This window comes from Aeromicrobium terrae, assembly GCF_008039565.1.
GTDB lineage: Bacteria > Actinomycetota > Actinomycetes > Propionibacteriales > Nocardioidaceae > Aeromicrobium > Aeromicrobium terrae.
Map to the genome: position 1 here is coordinate 164,034 of NZ_VDUX01000003.1, position 19,454 is coordinate 183,487.

At 69.5% G+C, this 19,454-nt stretch carries 23 protein-coding genes; 1 reads left to right on the top strand and 22 read right to left on the bottom strand.

Annotated features, from left to right (window positions below):
- Positions 1 to 8: 8 nt before the first annotated feature.
- From FHP06_RS07435 to FHP06_RS16110, 13 genes are all read right to left on the bottom strand, one after another.
- Positions 9 to 383, bottom strand: coding sequence for a F0F1 ATP synthase subunit epsilon (locus FHP06_RS07435; protein WP_147685379.1), 375 nt, complete (start codon positions 381 to 383; stop codon positions 9 to 11).
- The gene (gene atpD / locus FHP06_RS07440) at positions 383 to 1,825 is read right to left on the bottom strand and encodes a F0F1 ATP synthase subunit beta (RefSeq protein ID WP_147685381.1); all 1,443 of its coding nucleotides are present in this window, start codon (positions 1,823 to 1,825) and stop codon (positions 383 to 385) included. The genes FHP06_RS07435 and atpD overlap by 1 nt, the downstream gene beginning before the upstream one ends.
- A 5-nt stretch (positions 1,826 to 1,830) precedes the next feature.
- Positions 1,831 to 2,772, bottom strand: coding sequence for a F0F1 ATP synthase subunit gamma (locus FHP06_RS07445; protein ID WP_147685383.1), 942 nt, complete (start codon positions 2,770 to 2,772; stop codon positions 1,831 to 1,833).
- A 9-nt stretch (positions 2,773 to 2,781) separates the two neighbouring features.
- Positions 2,782 to 4,422 (bottom strand): F0F1 ATP synthase subunit alpha, encoded by a 1,641-nt coding sequence (gene atpA / locus FHP06_RS07450; RefSeq protein ID WP_147685385.1) that lies wholly within the window; start codon positions 4,420 to 4,422, stop codon positions 2,782 to 2,784.
- Between the two features lie 44 nt (positions 4,423 to 4,466).
- A complete protein-coding gene (locus FHP06_RS07455; protein WP_147685387.1) occupies positions 4,467 to 5,267 on the bottom strand; it encodes a F0F1 ATP synthase subunit delta in 801 nt (266 codons plus the stop codon).
- The gene (locus tag FHP06_RS07460; RefSeq protein ID WP_222706406.1) at positions 5,267 to 5,827 is read right to left on the bottom strand and encodes a F0F1 ATP synthase subunit B; all 561 of its coding nucleotides are present in this window, start codon (positions 5,825 to 5,827) and stop codon (positions 5,267 to 5,269) included. The genes FHP06_RS07455 and FHP06_RS07460 overlap by 1 nt, the downstream gene beginning before the upstream one ends.
- Positions 5,828 to 5,830: 3 nt before the next feature.
- Positions 5,831 to 6,082 carry a F0F1 ATP synthase subunit C gene (locus FHP06_RS07465; protein ID WP_147685389.1) on the bottom strand — a complete coding sequence of 84 codons (252 nt, stop codon included), beginning with the start codon at positions 6,080 to 6,082 and terminating at the stop codon, positions 5,831 to 5,833.
- An 82-nt stretch (positions 6,083 to 6,164) separates the two neighbouring features.
- Positions 6,165 to 6,929, bottom strand: a complete 765-nt coding sequence (gene atpB, locus FHP06_RS07470; protein WP_147685391.1) for a F0F1 ATP synthase subunit A — start codon at positions 6,927 to 6,929, stop codon at positions 6,165 to 6,167.
- On the bottom strand, positions 6,926 to 7,360 hold the full coding sequence (locus FHP06_RS07475; RefSeq protein WP_147685393.1) for a hypothetical protein: 435 nt from the start codon (positions 7,358 to 7,360) through the stop codon (positions 6,926 to 6,928). Before FHP06_RS07475 ends, atpB begins: the two co-directional genes overlap by 4 nt.
- A gap of 9 nt (positions 7,361 to 7,369) precedes the next feature.
- On the bottom strand, positions 7,370 to 7,627 hold the full coding sequence (locus tag FHP06_RS07480; RefSeq protein ID WP_147685394.1) for an AtpZ/AtpI family protein: 258 nt from the start codon (positions 7,625 to 7,627) through the stop codon (positions 7,370 to 7,372).
- A gap of 195 nt (positions 7,628 to 7,822) precedes the next feature.
- Positions 7,823 to 8,944: a glycosyltransferase family 4 protein gene (locus FHP06_RS07485; RefSeq protein WP_147685396.1), complete on the bottom strand. Its 1,122-nt coding sequence runs from the start codon at positions 8,942 to 8,944 to the stop codon at positions 7,823 to 7,825.
- Positions 8,944 to 9,603, bottom strand: coding sequence for an L-threonylcarbamoyladenylate synthase (locus FHP06_RS07490; protein WP_147685398.1), 660 nt, complete (start codon positions 9,601 to 9,603; stop codon positions 8,944 to 8,946). The genes FHP06_RS07485 and FHP06_RS07490 overlap by 1 nt, the downstream gene beginning before the upstream one ends.
- 168 nt (positions 9,604 to 9,771) lie before the next feature.
- On the bottom strand, positions 9,772 to 10,119 hold the full coding sequence (locus tag FHP06_RS16110) for a hypothetical protein (protein ID WP_222706407.1): 348 nt from the start codon (positions 10,117 to 10,119) through the stop codon (positions 9,772 to 9,774).
- A 27-nt stretch (positions 10,120 to 10,146) separates the two neighbouring features.
- Here FHP06_RS16110 and FHP06_RS16115 point away from each other — a divergent pair, with 27 nt between their 5' ends.
- Positions 10,147 to 10,692 (top strand): hypothetical protein, encoded by a 546-nt coding sequence (locus FHP06_RS16115; RefSeq protein WP_222706408.1) that lies wholly within the window; start codon positions 10,147 to 10,149, stop codon positions 10,690 to 10,692.
- Positions 10,693 to 10,866: 174 nt separating this feature from the next.
- Here the strand turns inward: FHP06_RS16115 and FHP06_RS07500 are convergent, their stop codons facing one another.
- Genes FHP06_RS07500 through FHP06_RS07540 form a run of 9 tightly spaced genes read right to left on the bottom strand, consistent with a single transcriptional unit; the run spans position 10,867 to position 19,444 of the window.
- Positions 10,867 to 11,352: a YqaA family protein gene (locus FHP06_RS07500; RefSeq protein WP_147685402.1), complete on the bottom strand. Its 486-nt coding sequence runs from the start codon at positions 11,350 to 11,352 to the stop codon at positions 10,867 to 10,869.
- Positions 11,353 to 11,380: 28 nt separating this feature from the next.
- Entirely contained in the window at positions 11,381 to 12,454 is a 1,074-nt protein-coding gene (locus tag FHP06_RS07505) for an MCE family protein (protein WP_187271836.1), read from the bottom strand.
- A gap of 11 nt (positions 12,455 to 12,465) precedes the next feature.
- On the bottom strand, positions 12,466 to 13,593 hold the full coding sequence (locus FHP06_RS07510) for an MCE family protein (RefSeq protein ID WP_147685405.1): 1,128 nt from the start codon (positions 13,591 to 13,593) through the stop codon (positions 12,466 to 12,468).
- Positions 13,590 to 14,651, bottom strand: a complete 1,062-nt coding sequence (locus FHP06_RS07515; protein WP_147685407.1) for an MCE family protein — start codon at positions 14,649 to 14,651, stop codon at positions 13,590 to 13,592. Before FHP06_RS07515 ends, FHP06_RS07510 begins: the two co-directional genes overlap by 4 nt.
- Positions 14,648 to 15,619 (bottom strand): MCE family protein, encoded by a 972-nt coding sequence (locus tag FHP06_RS07520; protein ID WP_147685409.1) that lies wholly within the window; start codon positions 15,617 to 15,619, stop codon positions 14,648 to 14,650. The genes FHP06_RS07515 and FHP06_RS07520 overlap by 4 nt, the downstream gene beginning before the upstream one ends.
- Entirely contained in the window at positions 15,616 to 16,629 is a 1,014-nt protein-coding gene (locus FHP06_RS07525; RefSeq protein WP_147685411.1) for an MCE family protein, read from the bottom strand. The genes FHP06_RS07520 and FHP06_RS07525 overlap by 4 nt, the downstream gene beginning before the upstream one ends.
- A complete protein-coding gene (locus tag FHP06_RS07530; RefSeq protein WP_147685413.1) occupies positions 16,626 to 17,792 on the bottom strand; it encodes an MCE family protein in 1,167 nt (388 codons plus the stop codon). Before FHP06_RS07530 ends, FHP06_RS07525 begins: the two co-directional genes overlap by 4 nt.
- 3 nt (positions 17,793 to 17,795) lie before the next feature.
- Positions 17,796 to 18,620 (bottom strand): MlaE family ABC transporter permease, encoded by an 825-nt coding sequence (locus FHP06_RS07535; RefSeq protein ID WP_147685415.1) that lies wholly within the window; start codon positions 18,618 to 18,620, stop codon positions 17,796 to 17,798.
- Between the two features lie 2 nt (positions 18,621 to 18,622).
- A complete protein-coding gene (locus FHP06_RS07540; RefSeq protein ID WP_147685416.1) occupies positions 18,623 to 19,444 on the bottom strand; it encodes an MlaE family ABC transporter permease in 822 nt (273 codons plus the stop codon).
- Positions 19,445 to 19,454 lie beyond the last annotated feature (10 nt).

Consider the following 19,454-nt stretch of genomic DNA (forward strand, 5'->3'; position numbering starts at 1 on the left):
CTCGACGGTCAGGACTTCTCGGCGGCGCGCACCTTGGCCTCGGCTCGGCGGAGCTCGATCGAGTCGCCCTCCGGCGACAGGCGCTCCACCTCGGCGCGGGCAGCCTCGGCGTCGATCTCGTCGGCCATGAAGGCGTCCTCGGACAGGATCGAGACGCGGTCGTCGGCCACGGAGAGGAAGCCCTCCTCGGTGGCGGCGACGATCCGCTCCTCCTCGGTGACGATCTCGACGACACCCGGGACGAGGCTCGACATCACCGGCGCGTGGCCGATGAGGATGCCGATCTCGCCCTCGGACGTCTTGGCGAGCACCTCGCGCGCCTCGCCGGACCACACGACGCGGTCGGCGGCGACCAGGGAGACCTCGAGCGTGCCGTCCGCCATCAGAGGCCCTTCTGGATCTCGTCCCACTTCTTGTCGACGTCGTCCAGACCGCCGCACATGAAGAAGGCCTGCTCGGCCACGTGGTCGTACTCGCCGTCGCAGATCTTGGTGAAGGCGTCGATCGTCTCGTCGAGCGGGACGGTCGAGCCCTCGATGCCGGTGAACTGCTTGGCCACGTAGGTGTTCTGCGACAGGAAGCGCTGCAGACGACGTGCGCGGGACACGATCGTCTTGTCCTCTTCGCTGAGCTCGTCGACACCGAGGATCGCGATGATGTCCTGGAGCTCCTTGTTGCGCTGCAGGATGCCCTTCACGCGGTTGGCCGTCGTGTAGTGGGCCTCGCTGATGTAACGCGGGTCGAGGATGCGCGACGTCGACGTCAGCGGGTCCACCGCCGGGTAGATGCCGAGCGACGCGATCTCGCGGCTGAGCTCCGTGGTGGCGTCCAGGTGCGCGAACGTCGTGGCCGGGGCCGGGTCGGTGTAGTCGTCCGCCGGCACGTAGATCGCCTGCATCGAGGTGATCGAGTGGCCGCGGGTCGACGTGATCCGCTCCTGCAGCACGCCCATCTCGTCGGCCAGGGTCGGCTGGTAGCCCACCGCGGACGGCATGCGGCCGAGCAGCGTGGAGACCTCCGAGCCGGCCTGCGTGAACCGGAAGATGTTGTCGATGAACAGCAGCACGTCCTGCTTCTGCACGTCGCGGAAGTACTCGGCCATCGTCAGGGCCGACAGAGCCACGCGCAGGCGGGCTCCCGGCGGCTCGTCCATCTGGCCGAACACGAGGGCGGTCTGTCCGAGGACGCCCGCCTCCTCCATCTCGGCGATGAGGTCATTGCCCTCACGGGTGCGCTCGCCGACACCGGCGAACACCGACACACCACCGTGGTCGCGGGCCACGCGGGCGATCATCTCCTGGATGAGCACCGTCTTGCCGACGCCGGCGCCGCCGAACAGGCCGATCTTGCCGCCGAGCACGTACGGGGTGAGGAGGTCAATGACCTTGATGCCGGTCTCGAACATCTCGGTCTTGGACTCGAGCTGGTCGAACGCGGGCGCCTTGCGGTGGATGCCCCAGCGCTCCTCGACCTCGAAGGTCTCGCCCTCCTCGAGGTTGAGCACGGCGCCGGTGGTGTTGAACACCTTGCCGAGCGTCTGGTCGCCGACCGGGACGGTGATGGGCTCACCGAGGTCGGTGACCACGCTGCCGCGGACCACGCCGTCGGTGGGGCGCAGGCTGATGGCGCGCACCATGCCGTCGCCGATGTGCTGGGCGACCTCCAGGGTGAGCGTCTCCTTGGTGCCGGCGACCTCGGTCTCGACGGTGAGCGCGTTGTAGATCTCGGGCATCTGGTCGCTCGGGAACTCGACGTCGAGCACCGGGCCGATCACGCGGGCGACACGGCCGGTGGTGGTGGTCTTCTCTTCGGTGGTGGCAGTCATGTCTCTCACTCACTCCCAGCGGTGGCGTCGGCGAGCGCGTTCGCGCCGCCCACGATCTCGCTGATCTCCTGGGTAATCCCGGCCTGGCGGGCCTGGTTGGCAATGCGGGTGTACTTCTCGATGAGGTCCTGCGCGTTGTCGGTGGCGGACTTCATCGCCTTCTGACGGGCGGCGAGCTCGGAGGCGGCCGCCTGCAGGAGGCAGTAGTAGATGCGGGCGTTGACGTACTTGGGAAGCAGCGCGTCGAGCACCTCGCTCTCGGACGGCTCGAACTCGTAGAGCGGCAGCACCTCGTCGGACGGCGGCGCCTCCGTGCCCTCGACGACCTCCAGCGGCAGCAGCCGGATGACGTCCGGCTCCTGCGTGAGCATCGACCTGAAGCGGGTGAACACGATGTGCAGCTCGTCGACGGCGCGCTCGGGGGCGGCCTGGCCACCCTCGGCGGGGTCCTCGAGGCCGGCGTTGAACGCGGCTACGAGCTCGTCGCCGATCTCACGGGCGTTGGCGTACTCCGGCTTGTCGGAGAAGCCCGTCCAGCTCTTCACGAACTCACGGCCCCGGAAGTTGAAGTAGCTCTCGGACTTGCGGCCGGTGAGGTAGTACTCGACCTCCTTGCCCTCCGAGTGCAGCTTCTCGGTGAGCCGCTCGGCCTCCTTGAGCACGCTCGAGGAGTACGCGCCCGCGAGGCCGCGGTCGCTGCAGATCACCAGGACGGCCGCCTTCTTGGGGTCGTCCTTCTCGGTGGTCAGCGGGTGGTCGACGTTCGAGAACGTCGCCACCGCCGACACCGCCCGGGTGAGCTCGCGCGCGTACGGCTCGGCGGCCGCCGCGTGCTGCTGCGCCTTGATGATGCGGGACGCAGCGATGAGCTCCATGGCGCGCGTGATCTTCTTCATCGACTGCGTCGACTTGATCTTGGCGCGGTACTCGCGGAGTGAAACTGCCATGGCGTTCCGTCAGCCTCGCTTCTGCTTGACGATCTGCTCCTGCTCCACGTCCTCGTCCTCCAGCGCCTCGAACTCCTCGTGACCGACGGAGATGCGCTCGCCGTCGCTCGTCTCGAAGCGCTTGACGAACTCGTCGTACGCCTCGACGAGGGCCGCCTCGTTGTCGTCCTCGAACTTCCCGGACTCACGGATGGCGTCGAAGATGCCCTCGTGCTGGAACTTGACGTGCTCGAGGAACTCCTGCTCGAAGCGGCTGACGTCCTGCACCGGGACCGGGTCGAGCTTGCCGGTGGTGGCCGCCCAGATGGAGACGACCTGCTGCTCGACCGGGAACGGCTTGTACTGACCCTGCTTGAACAGCTCCATCAGGCGCTGACCGCGGGCGAGCTGGGCCTTCGACGCGGCGTCGAGGTCGGACGCGAACATCGCGAACGCCTCCATGGCGCGGTACTGGGCCAGCTCGACCTTCAGCGAGCCGGTGACGGACTTCATCGACTTCGTCATGGCCGCACCGCCCACGCGGGAGACCGAGATGCCGACGTCGACCGCCGGGCGCTGGTTCGCGTTGAACAGGTCGGACTGCAGGAAGATCTGGCCGTCGGTGATGGAGATGACGTTGGTCGGGATGTAGGCCGACACGTCGTTCGCCTTGGTCTCGACGATCGGCAGGCCGGTCATCGAGCCGGCACCGAGGTCGTCGCTGAGCTTCGCGCAACGCTCGAGGAGGCGGCTGTGCAGGTAGAAGACGTCGCCCGGGTACGCCTCACGGCCCGGCGGGCGGCGCAGCAGCAGCGACACGGCGCGGTACGCCTCGGCCTGCTTCGACAGGTCGTCGAAGATGATCAGGACGTGCTTGCCCTGGTACATCCAGTGCTGGCCGATGGCCGAGCCGGTGTACGGCGCGAGGTACTTGAAGCCCGCGGAGTCGGACGCCGGGGCGGCCACGATCGTGGTGTACTCCAACGCGCCGGCCTCCTCCAGGGAGCCGCGGACGGCCGCGATGGTGGAGCCCTTCTGGCCGATGCCGACGTAGATGCAACGGACCTGCTTCTCCGGATCGCCGCTCGCCCAGAACTCCTTCTGGTTGATGATCGTGTCGATCGCGATGGCGGTCTTGCCGGTCTGGCGGTCGCCGATGATCAGCTGGCGCTGGCCGCGGCCGATCGGCGTCAGCGAGTCGATCGCCTTGATGCCGGTGAGCAGCGGCTCGTGCACGCTCTTGCGCTGGACCACCGAGGGGGCCTGCAGCTCGAGGGCACGACGCTCGTCGGTGTCGATGTCGCCGAGGCCGTCGATCGGGTTGCCGAGCGGGTCGACGACGCGACCGAGGTAGCCGTCGCCGACCGGGACCGAGAGGACCTCGCCCGTGCGGCGGACCGTCTGGCCCTCCTCGATGCCGGAGAACTCACCGAGGATGACGACACCGATCTCGCGGGTGTCGAGGTTCAGGGCGAGGCCGAGCGTGCCGTCCTCGAACTCGAGGAGCTCGTTGGCCATCGCCGACGGGAGTCCCTCGACGTGCGCGATGCCGTCGGACGCGTCCGAGACGATGCCGACCTCTTCGGTCGAGGCCGCGCTCGGCGTGTAGTCCGAGACGAACTGCTGCAACGCGTCGCGGATCTCGTCCGGGCGAATCGTGAGTTCCGCCATGTGTCGTTCCTGCCTTCTCTGTCTGTCTTCGATGTGGTCTGTGGTCAGCCGACGAGACGTCGGCGGACGTCCTCGAGGCGCGTGGCGACGGAGCCGTCGATGACCTCGTCGCCGACGACGACCCGGAGGCCGCCGACGATGGACGGGTCCACGACGACGTTGAGCTGGACGTCGCGTCCGTAGCGTGCGGCGAGCGCCTGGGCGAGACGCCTGCGCTCGTCGTCGCCGAGCTCGTAGGCGCTGCGAACCTCCGCGAGCACCCGGTCGCGGCGGGCCGCGACCTCGTCGGCGAAGCGGTGGAGCACCGACTCGAACGCGCCCGTGCGGGCCGCTGCGGCCTGCTTCAGCAGAGCCAGCGTGGCGTCGGTGACCTTGCCGCCGAAGATCGACTCGATCAGCGGCGCCTTGCGGTCGGCCGAGATCGTGCGGTCACCGAGGACGCCGCGCAGGTCCGCCTCGTGGCGGATCAGCCGGCCGGCCTCGAACAGCTCGTCCTCCAGGGAGTCGAGCGTGCCCGCTGCCGACGCCGCCGCGACGTGGGCCGCCACGCCCGCGGCCTCGATCGTGTCGGTGAGGTCGCGCGAGGACGCCCAGCGTCCGCGGGCGGCCACGTCCAGCACGGCGAGGGTGGCCGGCGCGATCTTGTCGCCGAACACGGCCGCGGCCATGCCCGAGCGTGCGTCGGGCTCCGTGGCCGGGTCCGTGAGCATGCGGCGTACCGACGGCGTCGCGTCGAGCGCCGACGCGACGGAGAACAGCTCGTCACCGAGCTGGCCCGGCTCGCCGGTGGATCGCTCGACGACGTCGAGGACCGCCTCGCGTGACGTTGCCGATACTCCGCGCATCAGGCCTCCGACTTCGGTGCTGATTCCAGGCCGGCGATGAACTCGTCGACCGAACGCTTGGACCGCTCGTCGTCGTCGAACGACTCCCCGACGATGCGGCCGGCGAGCGTGGTGGCGATGGTGCCCACCTCGTTCTTCAGCTGCGCCAGCGCCTGGGCCCGCTCGACCTCGATCTGCGCCTGAGCGGCGGACGTGATGCGCTCCGCCTCCACGACGGCCTGCTCACGGTGCTGGGCGACGATCTGGGCGCCCTGCTCACGAGCCTCCTCGCGGATGCGCGACGCCTCGGCGCGCGCCTCGGCCAGCTGCGACTGGTTCTCGGCCTCGGCAGCCTGGGCCTCGGCCTTCAGCTTCTCGGCCTCTTCGAACTGGGCCTTGATCTTGTTCTGGCGCTCCGTCATCGCGTTGTTGATCGGAGGCAGGATCCACTTCCACAGGACGAACAGGATGATCGCGAACGAGACGAGCTCGAACAGGAACGTCGCGTTCGGCACGAGGAAGTTGTTCTTCTCCTCGGACCCGCCCTCCTCCGCGGCGGCCAGAATGATCGACGGGATCACGGATCAGGCCAGCGCGAAGACGAACAGCGCCATGAACGCGAGGTTGATGAAGTACATCGCCTCGCACAGGCCGACCGTCAGGAAGAAGATCGTCATCAGGCGGCCCTGGGCCTCCGGCTGACGGGCGACGCCCTGGATGGTCGAGCTGCCGGCCAGACCGTCACCGATGGCCGCGCCGACGGCGCCGCCTCCGAGGGCCAGGCCGCCGCCGACGAACGCGCCGGCGGTCTGAACTGCGGTATCGCTTACTGCCATGTCACTCCTTGGCTTTCACCGTCGGTCCGTCCAACGGTGGTCTGGGTGCTGCTTCTGGTGGATGTGAAGTTGTGGGGTGTTCTCAGGCGGGCTGGAGCTCGGGCTCGTGCTCCTTGGCCGGTGCCTCGTCGTGGCCACCTCCGTGGCCCTGCGCCGCCATGCCGAAGTACAGGATCGTCAGCAGGGCGAAGATGAACGCCTGGATGACGCCGATCGCCATGCCGAAGAGCTTCCACGGCACGGTGGGCAGGGGCGTCAGGTAGGCGGGCAGCAGTCCGATGATCAGCAGCATGATGCCGCCGGCGAAGATGTTGCCGAAGAGTCGCAGCGCCAGCGTGAAGGGCTTGATCAGCTCCTCCAGGATCGTCAGCGGCGCCATCACGGGGTACGGCTCGAGGAAGCCCTTGGCGTAGTCGCCGAGGCCGCGCTCGCGGACCGCGTAGACCTGCACCGCGATGATCACGACCAGGCCGAGGGCGTAGGTGAGGTTGGTGTCGGCGGTGGCCGGCGGCACCTTGTGCTCGGTGGGCACGACCTCGACCCAGTTCGAGATGAGGATGAAGACGAACAGCGTCACCGCGAGCGGGATGACGAACGGGTTGAGCTTGCCGAGGTTGGCCTCGACCTCCGTGGTGACCCAGTCGACGAGCGCCTCCCAGGCGAGCTGCATCTTGCCGGGGGTCTCGGCGCTGGCCGAGCGGCGCAGCATCAGTCCGAGCGCGATCACGATGATGCCGGCGATGACCGTCGAGGTGACGGTGTCGGAGTTGAACGTGAACGAGCCGATCGAGAACGTCGGGTGGTGGCCGATCTCGATGTCGGAGCTGACGAGGACACTCTGGGTCATGCCTTGCGGACCTCTCTGAGCAAGGGGATGGCGGTCAGGGTCAGCGCGATCATGTGGAAGATCGCGAGCCCGAAGATCACGGCGGCGCCGTCGGACCAGTAGATGAACGCGATGCCGAACGCGAGCACCGAGATGAACGCGAGCCGCAGGAGCGAGCTGGAGGCCCACGCCTGCTTGGTGACCATGTCACCGGAGGCGATGGCCTTCTGCATGGCGTACTCGGTCATCAGGTGGTTGAGCAGGCCGAGCACGAAGCCGGCGGCCAGGAAGAGGCCGATGCGCCACTCGCCCAGCGGGACGCTGATCCAGATCGCGGCGATGACCAGCGCGATGCCGAGCCAGATGGCCGGCTTCTGGTTGCGCAGGGTGCGCGCGACGCTGGCGGGCTCGGGGGGCAGCTGCGGCTCGACGGCCTCAGGCATCTCGCTCATCGGCCCCCCTCACGATCGAAGGAACGTGCGGACGCGGAGCCAGAACCCGACACCCGCGACGACGATGCCGACGGCGACGCCGACGAGCACGAAGACGGGCGAGGTGCCGGCACTGCTGTCGACCACGGCGCCGACGACGAGACCGAGGACGATGGACGCGACCAGGAAGCCACCGAGGGTGACGAGGTCGCGGGCGCCGAGCGACGTGGAGTCGTCGGCGAAACGGGCTGGATCGACGTACGCGTCATCGTCGTCGTCATCGTCCATCACCCTGACCACCTGCTGGAATTCCCGAAAAGTTCACGCTACCAAGGCACACGTCGCCCGTCATCGGGGCGTGGGTGCGCTCATGTGCGTCGGTCGTCATGTTCGGCGGCCGTCCTCGGCGAATTTCGGGGGTCGAACTCCAGGACCTGGAGTACGTGAAAACTATCACGAGCGTTCCGGACCCCCCGCGCGGGGTCAGCGTGGGGGGACCGGTCTCCAGCGGGGCAGGAGGAAGACGAATCCGGCGGTCAGGAGGGCCAGCACGACGAACCCGAGGATGGACGGCCAGCCGCTGAAGAGGGACACCACGACGGTGCCGAACGCGACGAGCCCGGCGACCGCGTACATGACCAGCACGGCGTTGCGGTGCGAGTGACCGATCTCGAGCAGGCGGTGGTGGATGTGCATCTTGTCGGGGCTGAACGGCGAGCGGCCGGCGCGCGTGCGGCGCACCACCGCGAGGGCGAGGTCGGCGAACGGCACGAGGAGCATCGCGACCGGCAGGACGATCGGCAGCAGCGACGGCAGGAAGCTCGCCTGCGCTCCCCCGATGCCCTCGGACAAGTTGGTGGCCGGGAACTGACCGGTGAGGCTGATCGAGGAGCACGCCAGCGTGAAGCCGATGAGCATCGAGCCGGAGTCGCCGATGAACATCCGGGCCGGGAAGAAGTTGTGCGGCAGTATGCCGATGCACGCCCCGGCCAGGGCCGCCGTGAGCAGGGCGGCAGCGATGGCGCGGGTCTCGCCGTTCTCGACCGCCAGCACGAAGGCGTAGACGAAGAACGCGACGGCGCCGATCGCGACCATGCCCGCGGCCAGCCCGTCGAGACCGTCGACGAAGTTGACGGCGTTGGCCGTGCCGACGATGAGGATCACCGTGAAGATCGACGCCTGCACCTGGTCGAGACCGAGCACGTTGCCGTACAGCGGCAGGTAGACGAACTGCAGGCCGAGCGCGACCACGACCACGCCGGCCAGCACCTGGCCGGCGAACTTGCTGAGCGCGTCGAGCTCGAAGAGGTCGTCGACGACACCCACCAGACAGATCACCGCCCCACCGACGATGACGGCACGGGCGTCGCCGAAGACGGCGTCCTCGGCGCGCGAGAGGAACGGCAGGTGCGTGGCCGTGAGGTACGCGGCGACGAGCCCGCCGAGCATCGCCGGGCCGCCAAAGTACGGAGTGGGGACGGCGTGGACGTCGCGGTCGCGGACCTTGGCCACCGCGCCGAAGTGCTGGGCGAGCATGCGGGCGATCGACGCCAGCAGGTACGTGACGCCCAGCGAGACGCCGAAGACGACGAGGTACTCGCGCACTAGCTCGTCTTCTCCTCCGGCGCGGCCGGCTCGATCGTGTTGTTGAAGGCGTGCAGGGTCTCGATGTCGATCGGCCCGGCACGGAGCACGCGCGGCGTGGAGCTGGTGGCGTCGAGGATCGTGGACGGGACGCCGGACGGGCTCGGCCCGCCGTCGAGGTAGACGGCGACGGACTCCCCCAGCATCGCCTCGGCCTCGTCGACCGTGGTGGCCGCGGGTTCGCCGGTGAGGTTGGCGCTGCTGACCGCGAGCGGTCCGGTGACCTTGAGGAGCGCGAGGGCACGGGCGTCGTCGGGCATCCGGACGGCGACGGTCTGGTGGGTCTCGCCGAGGTCCCAGGTGAGCGACGGCTGCTGCTTGCAGATGACGGTGAGCGGACCGGGCCACAGCGCCGTGGTCATGGCGCGCAGCCAGGACGGGACGTCGGAGCCGAGCGCCTCGAGCGTGGTGGGGGCGCCGACGAGGACCGGCGGCGGCATCTGGCGGGTGCGGCCCTTCGCCTCGAGCAGCCGCTGGACGGCCGCCGGCGAGAACGCGTCCGCGGCGAGGCCGTAGACCGTGTCGGTGGGCAGCACCACGAGCTCCCCGCGCTGCAGCGCCTCCTGCGCCGCCTCGATGCCACGGTCGAGCTCGTCGTCGTCGGCGCAGTCGAACCTCACCCCCGCAGACTACCGATCCGCTGACGAGAGACTTCCGGCACGCTGACGAGAGACTTTCGGCACGCTGACGAGAGGATTCCGGCACGTCGACGAGAGGGTTCCGGCCGGCATCCTGTGGACTCGTCACTCGCCACGTCGGGGCGATCTCACTTCGATGGCCCGATGGATTCACTGATCAACGACGGCCATCCGTTCCTGACCGTCGACGAACGAACAGCCGGAATGGCCCCACGCCAGGTTCGCGCCGCGGTGGCACGGGGCGAGCTCCGTCGGATGTATCGCGGATGCGTCGTCGACAACCGAGTCCCTGACTCTCGTCGTCTGCGCGTCGAAGCTCTCGACCTCATCAAGCCCAAGCACGGCGTCGCGTGCAACGAGACCGCCGCGTTCCTCTACGGGATCGACGCTTACAAGCCCTCGGAGCGCTTCGAGCTTCGGCCGTTCTTCGTCGTCCCACACGCCACGCCACGCATCGAACGGCCGAACGTTCGGTGTCGACAAGCGCTGATCGATCACGAGGACCTCGTCGAAGTGGAGGGAATCGTGGCCACGACTCCGGTTCGGACGACGTCGGATCTTCTCCGAGGTCTTTACCGCCCGTACGCGCTTGCCGCTGCCGACGCCTTCGCACGGGCCGGACTGATCCAGCGTGACGAGCTGATCGACTACATCGGACGGTTGAAGGGATATCGGTGGATCGTCCAGGCCCGTGGGTTGGCGGTGCTCGTCGACGGCAGGGCCGAGTCGCCGGGCGAGTCGTGGCAGCGGCTCCGCATCCATGACGCCGGCCTGCCACCGCCTGACCTGCAGGTCGAGGTCGCGCTGCCCGACGGTTCGCTGCGTCGGCTCGACCTGGCCTACCCCGAGCTCCTCATCGGTTCCGAGTACGACGGCACGATCTTCCACAGCCACGTCGACGACGTCGCTCACGACGTCGAGCGTCGACGCGAGCTGACCGAGATCTATGGATGGCGATGGGTCAACGGGACGCGAGCGCGGATCTTCGGCCCCGATCCGTCGTTCGAGATCGAGCTCGGTGAGCTGCTGGGGATTCCTCCCCTGCTTCCGCGCCGATGGGGTGGCCGCTGATCTCTCTCGTCGCGTCGCGTGCCGGAACTCTCTCGTCAGCGCGCCGGAACTCTCTCCGCAGCGCGCCGGAACTCTCTCGTCAGCGCGCCGGAACTCTCTCGTCAGCGCGCCGGAACTCTCTCCTCAGCGCGCCGGAAGTCTCTCCTCAGCGAGCCGGAACTCTCTCGTCAGCGGTTACGTGACGCCGTGGACGACGAACGCGATGGCGAGGAACTGGGCGGTGCGGCCGACGAAGACCATCGTCAGGAAGAGCCAGCGGGGCTGGCGGGAGGCGCCGGCCAGGATCGTGACCACGGCGAGGGGCGGGATGCCGAACAGTGACGACGCCATCACCGTGGCCGCTCCGAGGTAGGGGCGGTCGAGCAGGGCGAGCATCTGGTCGCCGAGCCGGCGGACGCGGGCCGAGAACGTCGAGCGGGGCGGCTTGCGCTCCACCGAGCTGCGGACCTTGGAGGAGCCGCGGCGCACCAGCTCGAACACGATCGCCTTGCCGACCACGGTGCCGACGCCGAGCGACAGGATCGTGACGACCAGCAGCGACCGGGGCACGAACGCACCCATGCCGATGACGTAGACCTCGGCGTTGAGGAAGACCGGCAGGATCCCCGAGCCGATGCCGAAGGCGAACGCGGCGCCGAGAAGTGCCAGGTCGCCGCCCATGGACGTCACCCTATAGAGCCGGAACGGCTCAGCGGACAGGACCGGGCACGTGGGCAGAACCGCGTTGCTGGCCGCTGAACGACGCGGGGCACGAACGGTCGGCGTCGAGTGGCTGCCGCACGGTGGACTGCGGGTTGGAGTCCTCCACGCCGTAGGAGCAGAGCGTGCCGAGGGCGATCAGCATGTTGGTCTGCATCCGGCCGCCTGCGAACGCGCCGACCAGGCTGTCCAGGCCCTTCGGGAACTGGACCAGCATCTCGCGGACGTGCGGGTCGTACGCCGCGAAGATCCCGGTGAAGGCGGAGAAGTCGCGCAGCAGCGGCGGAAGCGCTTCGACCATCGCGTCGGCGAAGTGCTGCAGCTCGGTCAGCTGCGCCGGGGTGGCGGCGAGGTGCTGGCGGAGCCGCGGGTCGTAGGAGTCGAGCCAGGCGGCCAGGCTGCGTGTCGATGACGCGAAGCTGCGGAAGTCGTCCGCGGTGTCGATGCCCGTGCGCAGCACGGTGCGGCCGTTCTGGAGGGTCCGCAGGGTCTCCGGCCAGACGGCGTCGAGCGTGTCGAGCAGCTCGCTGCCGGAGTCGATGACGCGGCCGAGGTCGTCGGGGTCGGCGAACGCCGCGCTCAGCTCGTCGGTGACGGTGCGCAGGTCCTTGACGTCGATCTGCGCCATCAGGCTGTCGACGGCCGCCAAGGTCTCGGCCACCGACGTCGGGGTGGACGTGTGGCTCGCCGAGATCCGGTCGCCGTCGGCCAGGTACGGCGCGCCGTCGCGCACCGGCTGCAGGTCGAGGAACTGCTCCCCCGCCGGCGAGAGCGTGCGGACGACGGCCTTGGTGTCGGCCGGGACCTTCGAGCCGGGGTTGAGCGACACGTCGGCCTCCACGTGGTCGCCGTCGAGGTCGATCGACGCGACGGACCCGACTCGCACGCCGCGGTAGGTGACGCCGGAGCCCTCGTAGAGCCCGCCGGTCTCGCTCAGCGACACGGTCACGTGGGCGGGGCGGGCGGCGATCGAGCCGCCGAGCACGGCCGAGTAGATGTACGCGACGATCAGCACCATCACCATGGCCAGCGCGAGCGCGCCGACCTTGTGCTTCAGCGGCATGTGGCGACGCATCAGCGATCACCCCCGAACAGGCCGAGCAGGCCACCGAGCAGCCCCGGACGGTCGCCCGACGAGGTGCGCGGCGCGAGGAGCTGCGGCAGGACCGGCGTGGTCAGCTTGTCGCGGAACGCCTTCGGGTCCAGCGGGTCGGGCAGCTCGAGGTTGGGCGCGTCCGGACCGGTGCCGGGCAGGCCGATCGTGAGGTTCCCGTGGAAGTGCAGGAACGTGTTCAGGTAGTCGGTCGGCACGCCCCGGTCGATGAGCTTGCCGAAGCTCACCAGCGTGTCGATGCCCGGGCCGAGGTCGTCCTTCAGCGAGTTCAGCTCGTCGAAGACCGGGGCCATCTCGCGCAGGGTCTGCAGGAGGTCGTCGCGCGTCGTCCTCACGACGTCGATGGCGACGTCGCCGAACGTGTCGACGCGCTTCAGCAAGGTGGTGAGCTCGTCGGTGTTCTCGCGGAGGACCTTCGCCGCCGGCGCGATGTCGCGGAGCGCGGCGTCGATCGTGTCGCTGCGCTCCTGCAGCGTGGCGGAGAGGTCGGCGAGCGCGTCGAGGGTCCGCCCGATGTCCTCGTGCGAGGCGTCGAACGCCTTGGCGGTGGTGACCAGACGGGCCATCAGGTCGCGCGCCGTGCCCTCGTGACCGCCGAGCGTGAGGTTGGCCTCGCGCACGATGGTCTCGAGCTGGCCCAGTCCCCCGCCGTTGATCAGCAGGGACGCCGACGTCATCGTGTCCTCGATCGTGGGCGCGGCGCTGGTGTCCTTCGGCCCGAGCCGTGCGCCGTCGCGCAGGGGCGCCGCCGACGGCTTCGCGTCGTCGATCTGCACGAACAGCTCGCCCAGCGGCGTGGTGGACCGAAGTCGCGCCGTGGCGCCCTCGTGCAGCCGGGTCGACGCGCGGACGTCGAGGCTCACCTGGGCGGTGAAGTCGACCGGCTTCACGTCGTGGACGCGGCCGATCGTGACGCCGTCGAGCTTGACCGGCGCGCCCTCGGCGAGGTTCAACGCGTCGTCGAACACCGCCTCCACGGTGTACGTGTCGCCGCCGACCCGGCTGCCGGGGAGCGGCAGGTCCTGGGCCGACGTGGAGCAGCCCGCCAGCACCAGGCCGGCGACGCTCAGGGCGACGATCCTCCTCATGGCGTCTGCACCCCCGCCAGCGCGTGGATCAGGTCGAAGATCGTGGAGACGCCCGCCTTGATCGGGTCGCAGACGCTCGGGTCGGGGGCGTTCGAGCAGATCACGTCGAGCGCCGCCTCGGTCGGGACCAGGTCGACGGGGCGCGTCATGAAGTTGAGCCGGTCGTTCTTGTCGATCGCCTGCGCGACGTTCTGCATCATCAGCGGCAGGCTCGCGACGAGCCGCTCGAGGCCCTCGCGACGCTCGACCATCCGGTGCACGATCGCCTGCATGTCGTCGACCTGGTCGACGACCGCCGCCCGGTGCTCGCGGGAGAACTCGGTGACCCGACGGACCATCGCGGCGAGCGCCTCGAACGTGGCCTCGAGCGACTCGTGCTCGTCGTCGAGCATCCCGGTGGCCCTCGAGACCTCGCTGCTGAACTCGCGGACCAGCGTGTCGTTGTCGGCGAGGGCGGCGGTGAGCGTGTCCAGGTTCTTGATCGTGGTGGCCGTGTCGCCCGAGCCCTCGTTCACGTCGTCGAGGGCGTCGGCGAGGTCGCCGAGCCCCTTGCCGATGGTCCTGCCCTTGCCGTCGAGCGTGCGGGCGGCGATCTCGAGCAGGTCGTTGACGGGCTGCGCCTTCTTGTCCGGGCCGGAGAGGTCTGCCGAGATCCGCCGCAGCGAGGCGAGCAGGTCGTCGAACTCGACCGGGGACCGGGTGCGCTGCCGCGACAGGACGGTGCCGCTCGCCAGCACGGGGCCGGAGTCGTAGACCGGCGTCAGCTCGACGTAGCGGTCCGTGGCGACCGAGCGCGAGACCACGACGGCACCGGCGTCGGCGGGGATCTTGACGCCGTCGTCGATGTGCAGGCTGACGTCGACGTGGTCGCCGCGCGGCGTGATCTTGGTGACCTCGCCGACCCGGACGCCGAGCACGCCCACGTCGTTGCCCTCGAACAGGCCGGCGGCGTCGTCGAACTGGGCGGTGACGTTGGTGCCCGACGACCCGCCGCACGACGTCAGCAGCCCCAGCGCGAGCAGCATCGCGACGGCAGCAGGGAGAAGTCGGCGGATCATTTCTGGCACACCGTCCCGCAGGCCAGGCTGTCCCAGAGGGCGACCGGCACGTGGAGGTCGATCCACGGACCGTTGCCCGCGGCGTTGGCGAAGTAGCGCGCCATCGTGCCGAGGCCGTCGATCGACGCGGTGACCTTCTTCTCCTGCTTTTTCAGGTTGGCCAGGGCCGCGTTGAAGTCCTTCATCAGCGGCTTCAGGTCGGCCTCGTTGTCGTCGAGGATCCCGGTGATCTGCTCGGCCAGCTGCCGTGAGTCGACGAGCATCGCGTGGATGACGTCGCGCCGCTTGGTGAGCTCGGTCAGCACGAGGTTCGACTGCCGCAGCAGGTCGATGATCTGCTGCGAGTTCTTGGCGAGGTCGGTGGTGAGGTTGCCGGACGCCTCGAGCAGCTGGCGCATCTGGTCGGACCGCTGGGCCGCTGCCGCGGAGAGCCGCGCGACGCCGTCGATCGCCGCCTGCGCGTCCGCGGGGGTGTCGCGCAGCGTGTCGGCGAGCGCCGACAGCGACTTCGCGACCGTGACGCCGTCGAGCTTGTCCAGCTCGCCGGTGGAGCCCTCGATGACGTCCTGCAGGTTGAACGGGACGCTGGTGTGCGCGAGCGGGATGGTGTCGTCCTTCAGCGAGCCCGGCCCGGCCGGCTCGACCTGCAGGAAGTGCGAGCCGAGCAGCGTCGCCACCTTGACCGACGCGCGGGTGTCACGGCCGAGCTTGATGTCGGAGTCGAGCGTGAAGTCGACCTTCACCGTGTGCCCGTCCAGGCTGATGCCGCGCACCTCGCCGGACCCGACGCCGGCGACCTGCACCTCCTCGCCCGTGCGCAGGCCGGCGCTGTGCTCGAGCACCGCCGTGTAGTGGGACTGGCCGAACGGGACGAAGCTGATCAGCGCGACGATCAGTCCCATCAGGCCCACGGCGACGACCCCGGCGATGCCGAGGGTGCGCTCGCTGTACCGCGTCAGGACGCTCATGACGAGCACGCCGCCGAGTAGTGGCCGCTCTTCGGGCCGAGGTTCAGGGGCTTGCCGTTCACGTCGACGGCCGCGTTGCAGATGTACATGTTGAGCCACGTGCCGTGCGACATCGGCCGCGCGAACGCCGCGGTGGCGCCCGGCAGGTTCGCGAACAGGTCGTTGATGCGCTTCATCTCCGCCACGGAGATGCGGCCGAACTCGCGGAACGCCTGGACGTCCTCGTGCAGCGGCTTGCGTGCCTCCGCCACGAGCGACGCGGTCGCCTCGGACAGCTCGCCGATGCCGTCGATCGAGTCGCCGATGCTCGTGCGCTCCTTCGCCAGCGCCGTCATGAGCGAGCGCAGGTTCGTGATGGTGTCGTCGATCTGCTCGCCGCGGCCGGCGAGGTCGACGAGGACGGGCGTCAGGTTGTCGAGCACCTTGCCGAGCACCTCGTCCTTGTCGGCCAGGTGCTCGGTGAGGGATGCCGTCTGCTCGAGGAGAGCCTCGACGGTCCCGCCCTGGCCCTGCATCACCGCGACGATCGACGAGGACAGCTGGTTGATCTGCTTCGGCTCCAGGCTGGTGAACAGCGGCTCGAAGCCGTTGAGCAGGGCAGTGAGGTCGAAGCCGGGGTCCGTGCGCTTGACCGGGATCACCGATCCCGGCGCGAGCCGCTTGGAGCTGGCCGCCCCCGGCAGCATCGCGAGGTACCGCTGGCCGAGCAGGTTCTGGTACCGCACCGACAGCCGGGTGTCCGTGTACACCGGCTGGTGCTCGCTGACGTTGAACGAGACGCGAGCCTTCGTGCCGTGCAGCTCGACCTTCTGCACCCGGCCGACGCGCACGCCGGCGGCCCGGACGTCGTCGCCCGGCCGCAGGTTGCTGACGTTCGTGAAGTCGGCCTGGAACGTGCGGGTGTCGCCGGAGACGCGGTTGAGCATCGTGTTGGCCAGCACGGCGAGCAGCATCAGGATGACGGCCGCGAAGGCGCCGAGCTTCAGGGCGTTGATGCGCACGGCCTTCATCGCGCACCACCTGCTTGGGAGAGAAGTCCGGCGATGCGGTCGATCAGGCCCGCGTCGGGATCGACCGACGGTGCACTGACCGTGCCGGCCTTGGGGGACGAGCCGCCGCCCGGGCAGTTGTCGCCGGCCGCGTCCCCGAACCGCGGGCAGTCCGCCGCCGTGTACGGCTTGTCGCCGCCGGTCTTGATGTAGACGTCGGTCTGCAGGAACGGACCGTCGGAGAAGCCGGCCGACCCGAGCTTCGCGAACTCGACGAACGACCGGAACCCGCCGGCGAGACCGCTGCGCTCGTCGTAAAGGGCGTCGAAGGCGACGGCCGAGTTGGCGAGCACGTCGACGATGTGCTGGCGCTCGGCCCGGACGAACGTGTCGGCGGTGGCCACGAGCCGGTGCGACCGCTTGAGCGTGTCGGCGAGCTCGCGCTGCCGGTCGACGACGGTGCGGGTCGTGGTCAGCCCGTCCTGGGTGGCGTCGAGGAGGTCGGGCGAGACGTCCGCGAGCGTCCGCAGGTCGATCGCGGCGAGCCGCAGGTCCTCCTGGACGAGCGGCAGGTGCGGCTCCAGCCGGGCGAGGTAGGTGTCGAGCGTCTCCAGGCTCCCGCCGAGCCGCTTGCCCTTGCCGCGGACCGCGTTGGCGATGCTGGTCAGCGTGGTGGCGAGCTTCGCCGGCTCGACGGCCTTGAGGACCCGGTCGGTGCTGTCCAGGGAGTCCTGGAGCTCGAGCGTCTTGGAGCTGCGGTCCTGCTGGATGACCTGGCCGGCCTTCAGCTGACCGGTGCGCGGCGTGCCGTCGGGCAGGACGAGGTCGACCGACGTGGTGCCGAAGACCGTGGCCGCGAGGACGCGCGCCTTCACCGTCGCCGGCACCCGGCGCGCCTGCTTCCCGTCGAGCGACATCCCGATGCGGACGCCGCCGTCCGTGGCGGTGATGGAGGTGACCTCGCCGAGGATCACGCCGCGCGACTTCACGTCGGACCCCACCGTCAGGGCGCCGCCCGCGTCGTCGACGACGGCCGACACCTTGACCCGGTCGGCGAACATCCCGCGGCCCCAGGCCAGCACGAGGGTGCCGAGCAGCGCGACGACGATCAGGCCGACGACGGCCCGCCGCACGAGCAGGGCCCGGTCGGTGGCGTCGCGGTCGATCATCTGCGGCTGGACCATGCGCTACCCCGAGATCCGCACGCCCGAGCTGCCGCCCCAGAACAGGAGGGTCATCAGCATGTCAATGAGCACGACGGCCACGATCGTCGCGCGGATGGCACGACCGGTGGCCTCGCCCACGCCCTCCGGCCCGCCGGTGGCGGTGAAGCCGTACCAGCAGTGGATCATCGCGACGGTGAACGCGAAGACGACGATCTTCACGACGGACAGCGCGATGTCGGGCCCCTGGATGAACGTCTGGAAGTAGTGGTCGAACGTGCCGCTCGGCTGGCCGAACACCACGGTGACCGCCACCCGGGTGGCGATGTACGAGCCGACCAGCCCGACCAGGTACAGCGGGACGATCGCCACCATCGTGGCCACGACGCGGGTGGCGACGAGGAACTCGATCGGCGACATCGCCATCGACTCGAGCGCGTCGATCTCCTCGTGGGCGCGCATCGAGCCCAGCTGCGCCGTGAACCGACAGCCCACCTGCGACGCGAGGGCCAGCGCCGCGATCAGCGGCGCGAGCTCGCGGGTGTTCACGACGGCGGACACGAAGCCCGTGAGCGGTGAGAGCCCGATCGCCTCCAGGCCGTTGAAGCCCTCGATGCCGAGCGAGGTTCCGGCGGACAGCGACAGCAGCACCATGACGCCGACCGTGCCGCCGCCGACCAGGATGGCTCCGGTGCCCCACGCGATGTCGGCCAGGATGCGGAACGTCTCGTTGCGATACGTGAACATCGCGGACGGCACCGCGCGGAGCACGCGGCGGACGAACGTGACCTGGGTGCCGAAGAAGGCGAGGACGTCGAGGGTGCGGTCGACCGGCCGGATGATCGCCATGGCTACGCCACCCGCTGCGGGACGAGGACGACGTATGCCTGCGTGATGGCCACGTTCACGACGGCCAGCACGATCACGCTGAGCACGACGCACTGGTTGACGGCGTCGGCGACGCCCTTCGGTCCGCCGCTGGCCTTCAGCCCCTTGTGGCAGGCGATGATCGTCGCCAGGAAGCCGAAGATCATCGCCTTGCCCTCGGCGAGCAGCAGGTCCGTGGGCTGGGAGAAGCTTGTGAACGAGCCGAGGTAGGCGCCGGAGCTGACCTTGCCGGTGCCGACGTTGAGCAGGTAGCCGGTGATCATGGCCGACACGGCCACCACGACGTTGAGCAGCGCGCCGACCGTGACGGCCGCGGCGAGACGAGGGGCGACCAGACGCTGGATCGGGTTGAGGCCCATGACGCGCATCGCGTCGACCTCCTCGCGCACCGTCTGCGCGCCGAGACCCGCACACATGGCGGACCCGACGGCGCCGGCCATCAGGAGCGACGTCACCAGCGGCGCGCCCTGGCGCAGCACGCCGATGCCGTTGACCGCACCGGTGAACGAGATCGCGCCGATCTGCTCGGCCACCGCGCCGACCTGGATCGCGACGATGACGCCGAACGGGATCGCCACCAGGATCGTCGGCAGCAGCGCGACGCGGATCATGAACAGCGACTGCTCGAGGAACTCGCGCCAGGAGAACCGCCCGCGGACGATGTCCGTCACGACGAAGACCGTCGCCTCCACGCCCATCACGATCATCGCGCCGAACGTCTTGAGTCCGGCGTCGGCCTTGTCGCGCGCGACGTCGGCGAGGTGAACCCGTGTCGTGGTCGACATGACTCCCTCT

Coding starts and splice junctions, on each gene's coding strand:
- FHP06_RS07435 (WP_147685379.1), bottom strand. CDS start 383: ATGGCGGACGGCACGCTCGAGGTCTCCCTGGTCGCCGCCGACCGCGTC.
- atpD (WP_147685381.1), bottom strand. CDS start 1,825: ATGACTGCCACCACCGAAGAGAAGACCACCACCACCGGCCGTGTCGCC.
- FHP06_RS07445 (WP_147685383.1), bottom strand. CDS start 2,772: ATGGCAGTTTCACTCCGCGAGTACCGCGCCAAGATCAAGTCGACGCAG.
- atpA (WP_147685385.1), bottom strand. CDS start 4,422: ATGGCGGAACTCACGATTCGCCCGGACGAGATCCGCGACGCGTTGCAG.
- FHP06_RS07455 (WP_147685387.1), bottom strand. CDS start 5,267: ATGCGCGGAGTATCGGCAACGTCACGCGAGGCGGTCCTCGACGTCGTC.
- FHP06_RS07465 (WP_147685389.1), bottom strand. CDS start 6,082: ATGGCAGTAAGCGATACCGCAGTTCAGACCGCCGGCGCGTTCGTCGGC.
- atpB (WP_147685391.1), bottom strand. CDS start 6,929: ATGACCCAGAGTGTCCTCGTCAGCTCCGACATCGAGATCGGCCACCAC.
- FHP06_RS07475 (WP_147685393.1), bottom strand. CDS start 7,360: ATGAGCGAGATGCCTGAGGCCGTCGAGCCGCAGCTGCCCCCCGAGCCC.
- FHP06_RS07480 (WP_147685394.1), bottom strand. CDS start 7,627: ATGGACGATGACGACGACGATGACGCGTACGTCGATCCAGCCCGTTTC.
- FHP06_RS07500 (WP_147685402.1), bottom strand. CDS start 11,352: ATGGGCGGCGACCTGGCACTTCTCGGCGCCGCGTTCGCCTTCGGCATC.
- FHP06_RS07505 (WP_187271836.1), bottom strand. CDS start 12,454: ATGCCGCTGAAGCACAAGGTCGGCGCGCTCGCGCTGGCCATGGTGATG.
- FHP06_RS07510 (WP_147685405.1), bottom strand. CDS start 13,593: ATGAGGAGGATCGTCGCCCTGAGCGTCGCCGGCCTGGTGCTGGCGGGC.
- FHP06_RS07515 (WP_147685407.1), bottom strand. CDS start 14,651: ATGATCCGCCGACTTCTCCCTGCTGCCGTCGCGATGCTGCTCGCGCTG.
- FHP06_RS07520 (WP_147685409.1), bottom strand. CDS start 15,619: ATGAGCGTCCTGACGCGGTACAGCGAGCGCACCCTCGGCATCGCCGGG.
- FHP06_RS07525 (WP_147685411.1), bottom strand. CDS start 16,629: ATGAAGGCCGTGCGCATCAACGCCCTGAAGCTCGGCGCCTTCGCGGCC.
- FHP06_RS07530 (WP_147685413.1), bottom strand. CDS start 17,792: ATGGTCCAGCCGCAGATGATCGACCGCGACGCCACCGACCGGGCCCTG.
- FHP06_RS07535 (WP_147685415.1), bottom strand. CDS start 18,620: ATGGCGATCATCCGGCCGGTCGACCGCACCCTCGACGTCCTCGCCTTC.
- FHP06_RS07540 (WP_147685416.1), bottom strand. CDS start 19,444: ATGTCGACCACGACACGGGTTCACCTCGCCGACGTCGCGCGCGACAAG.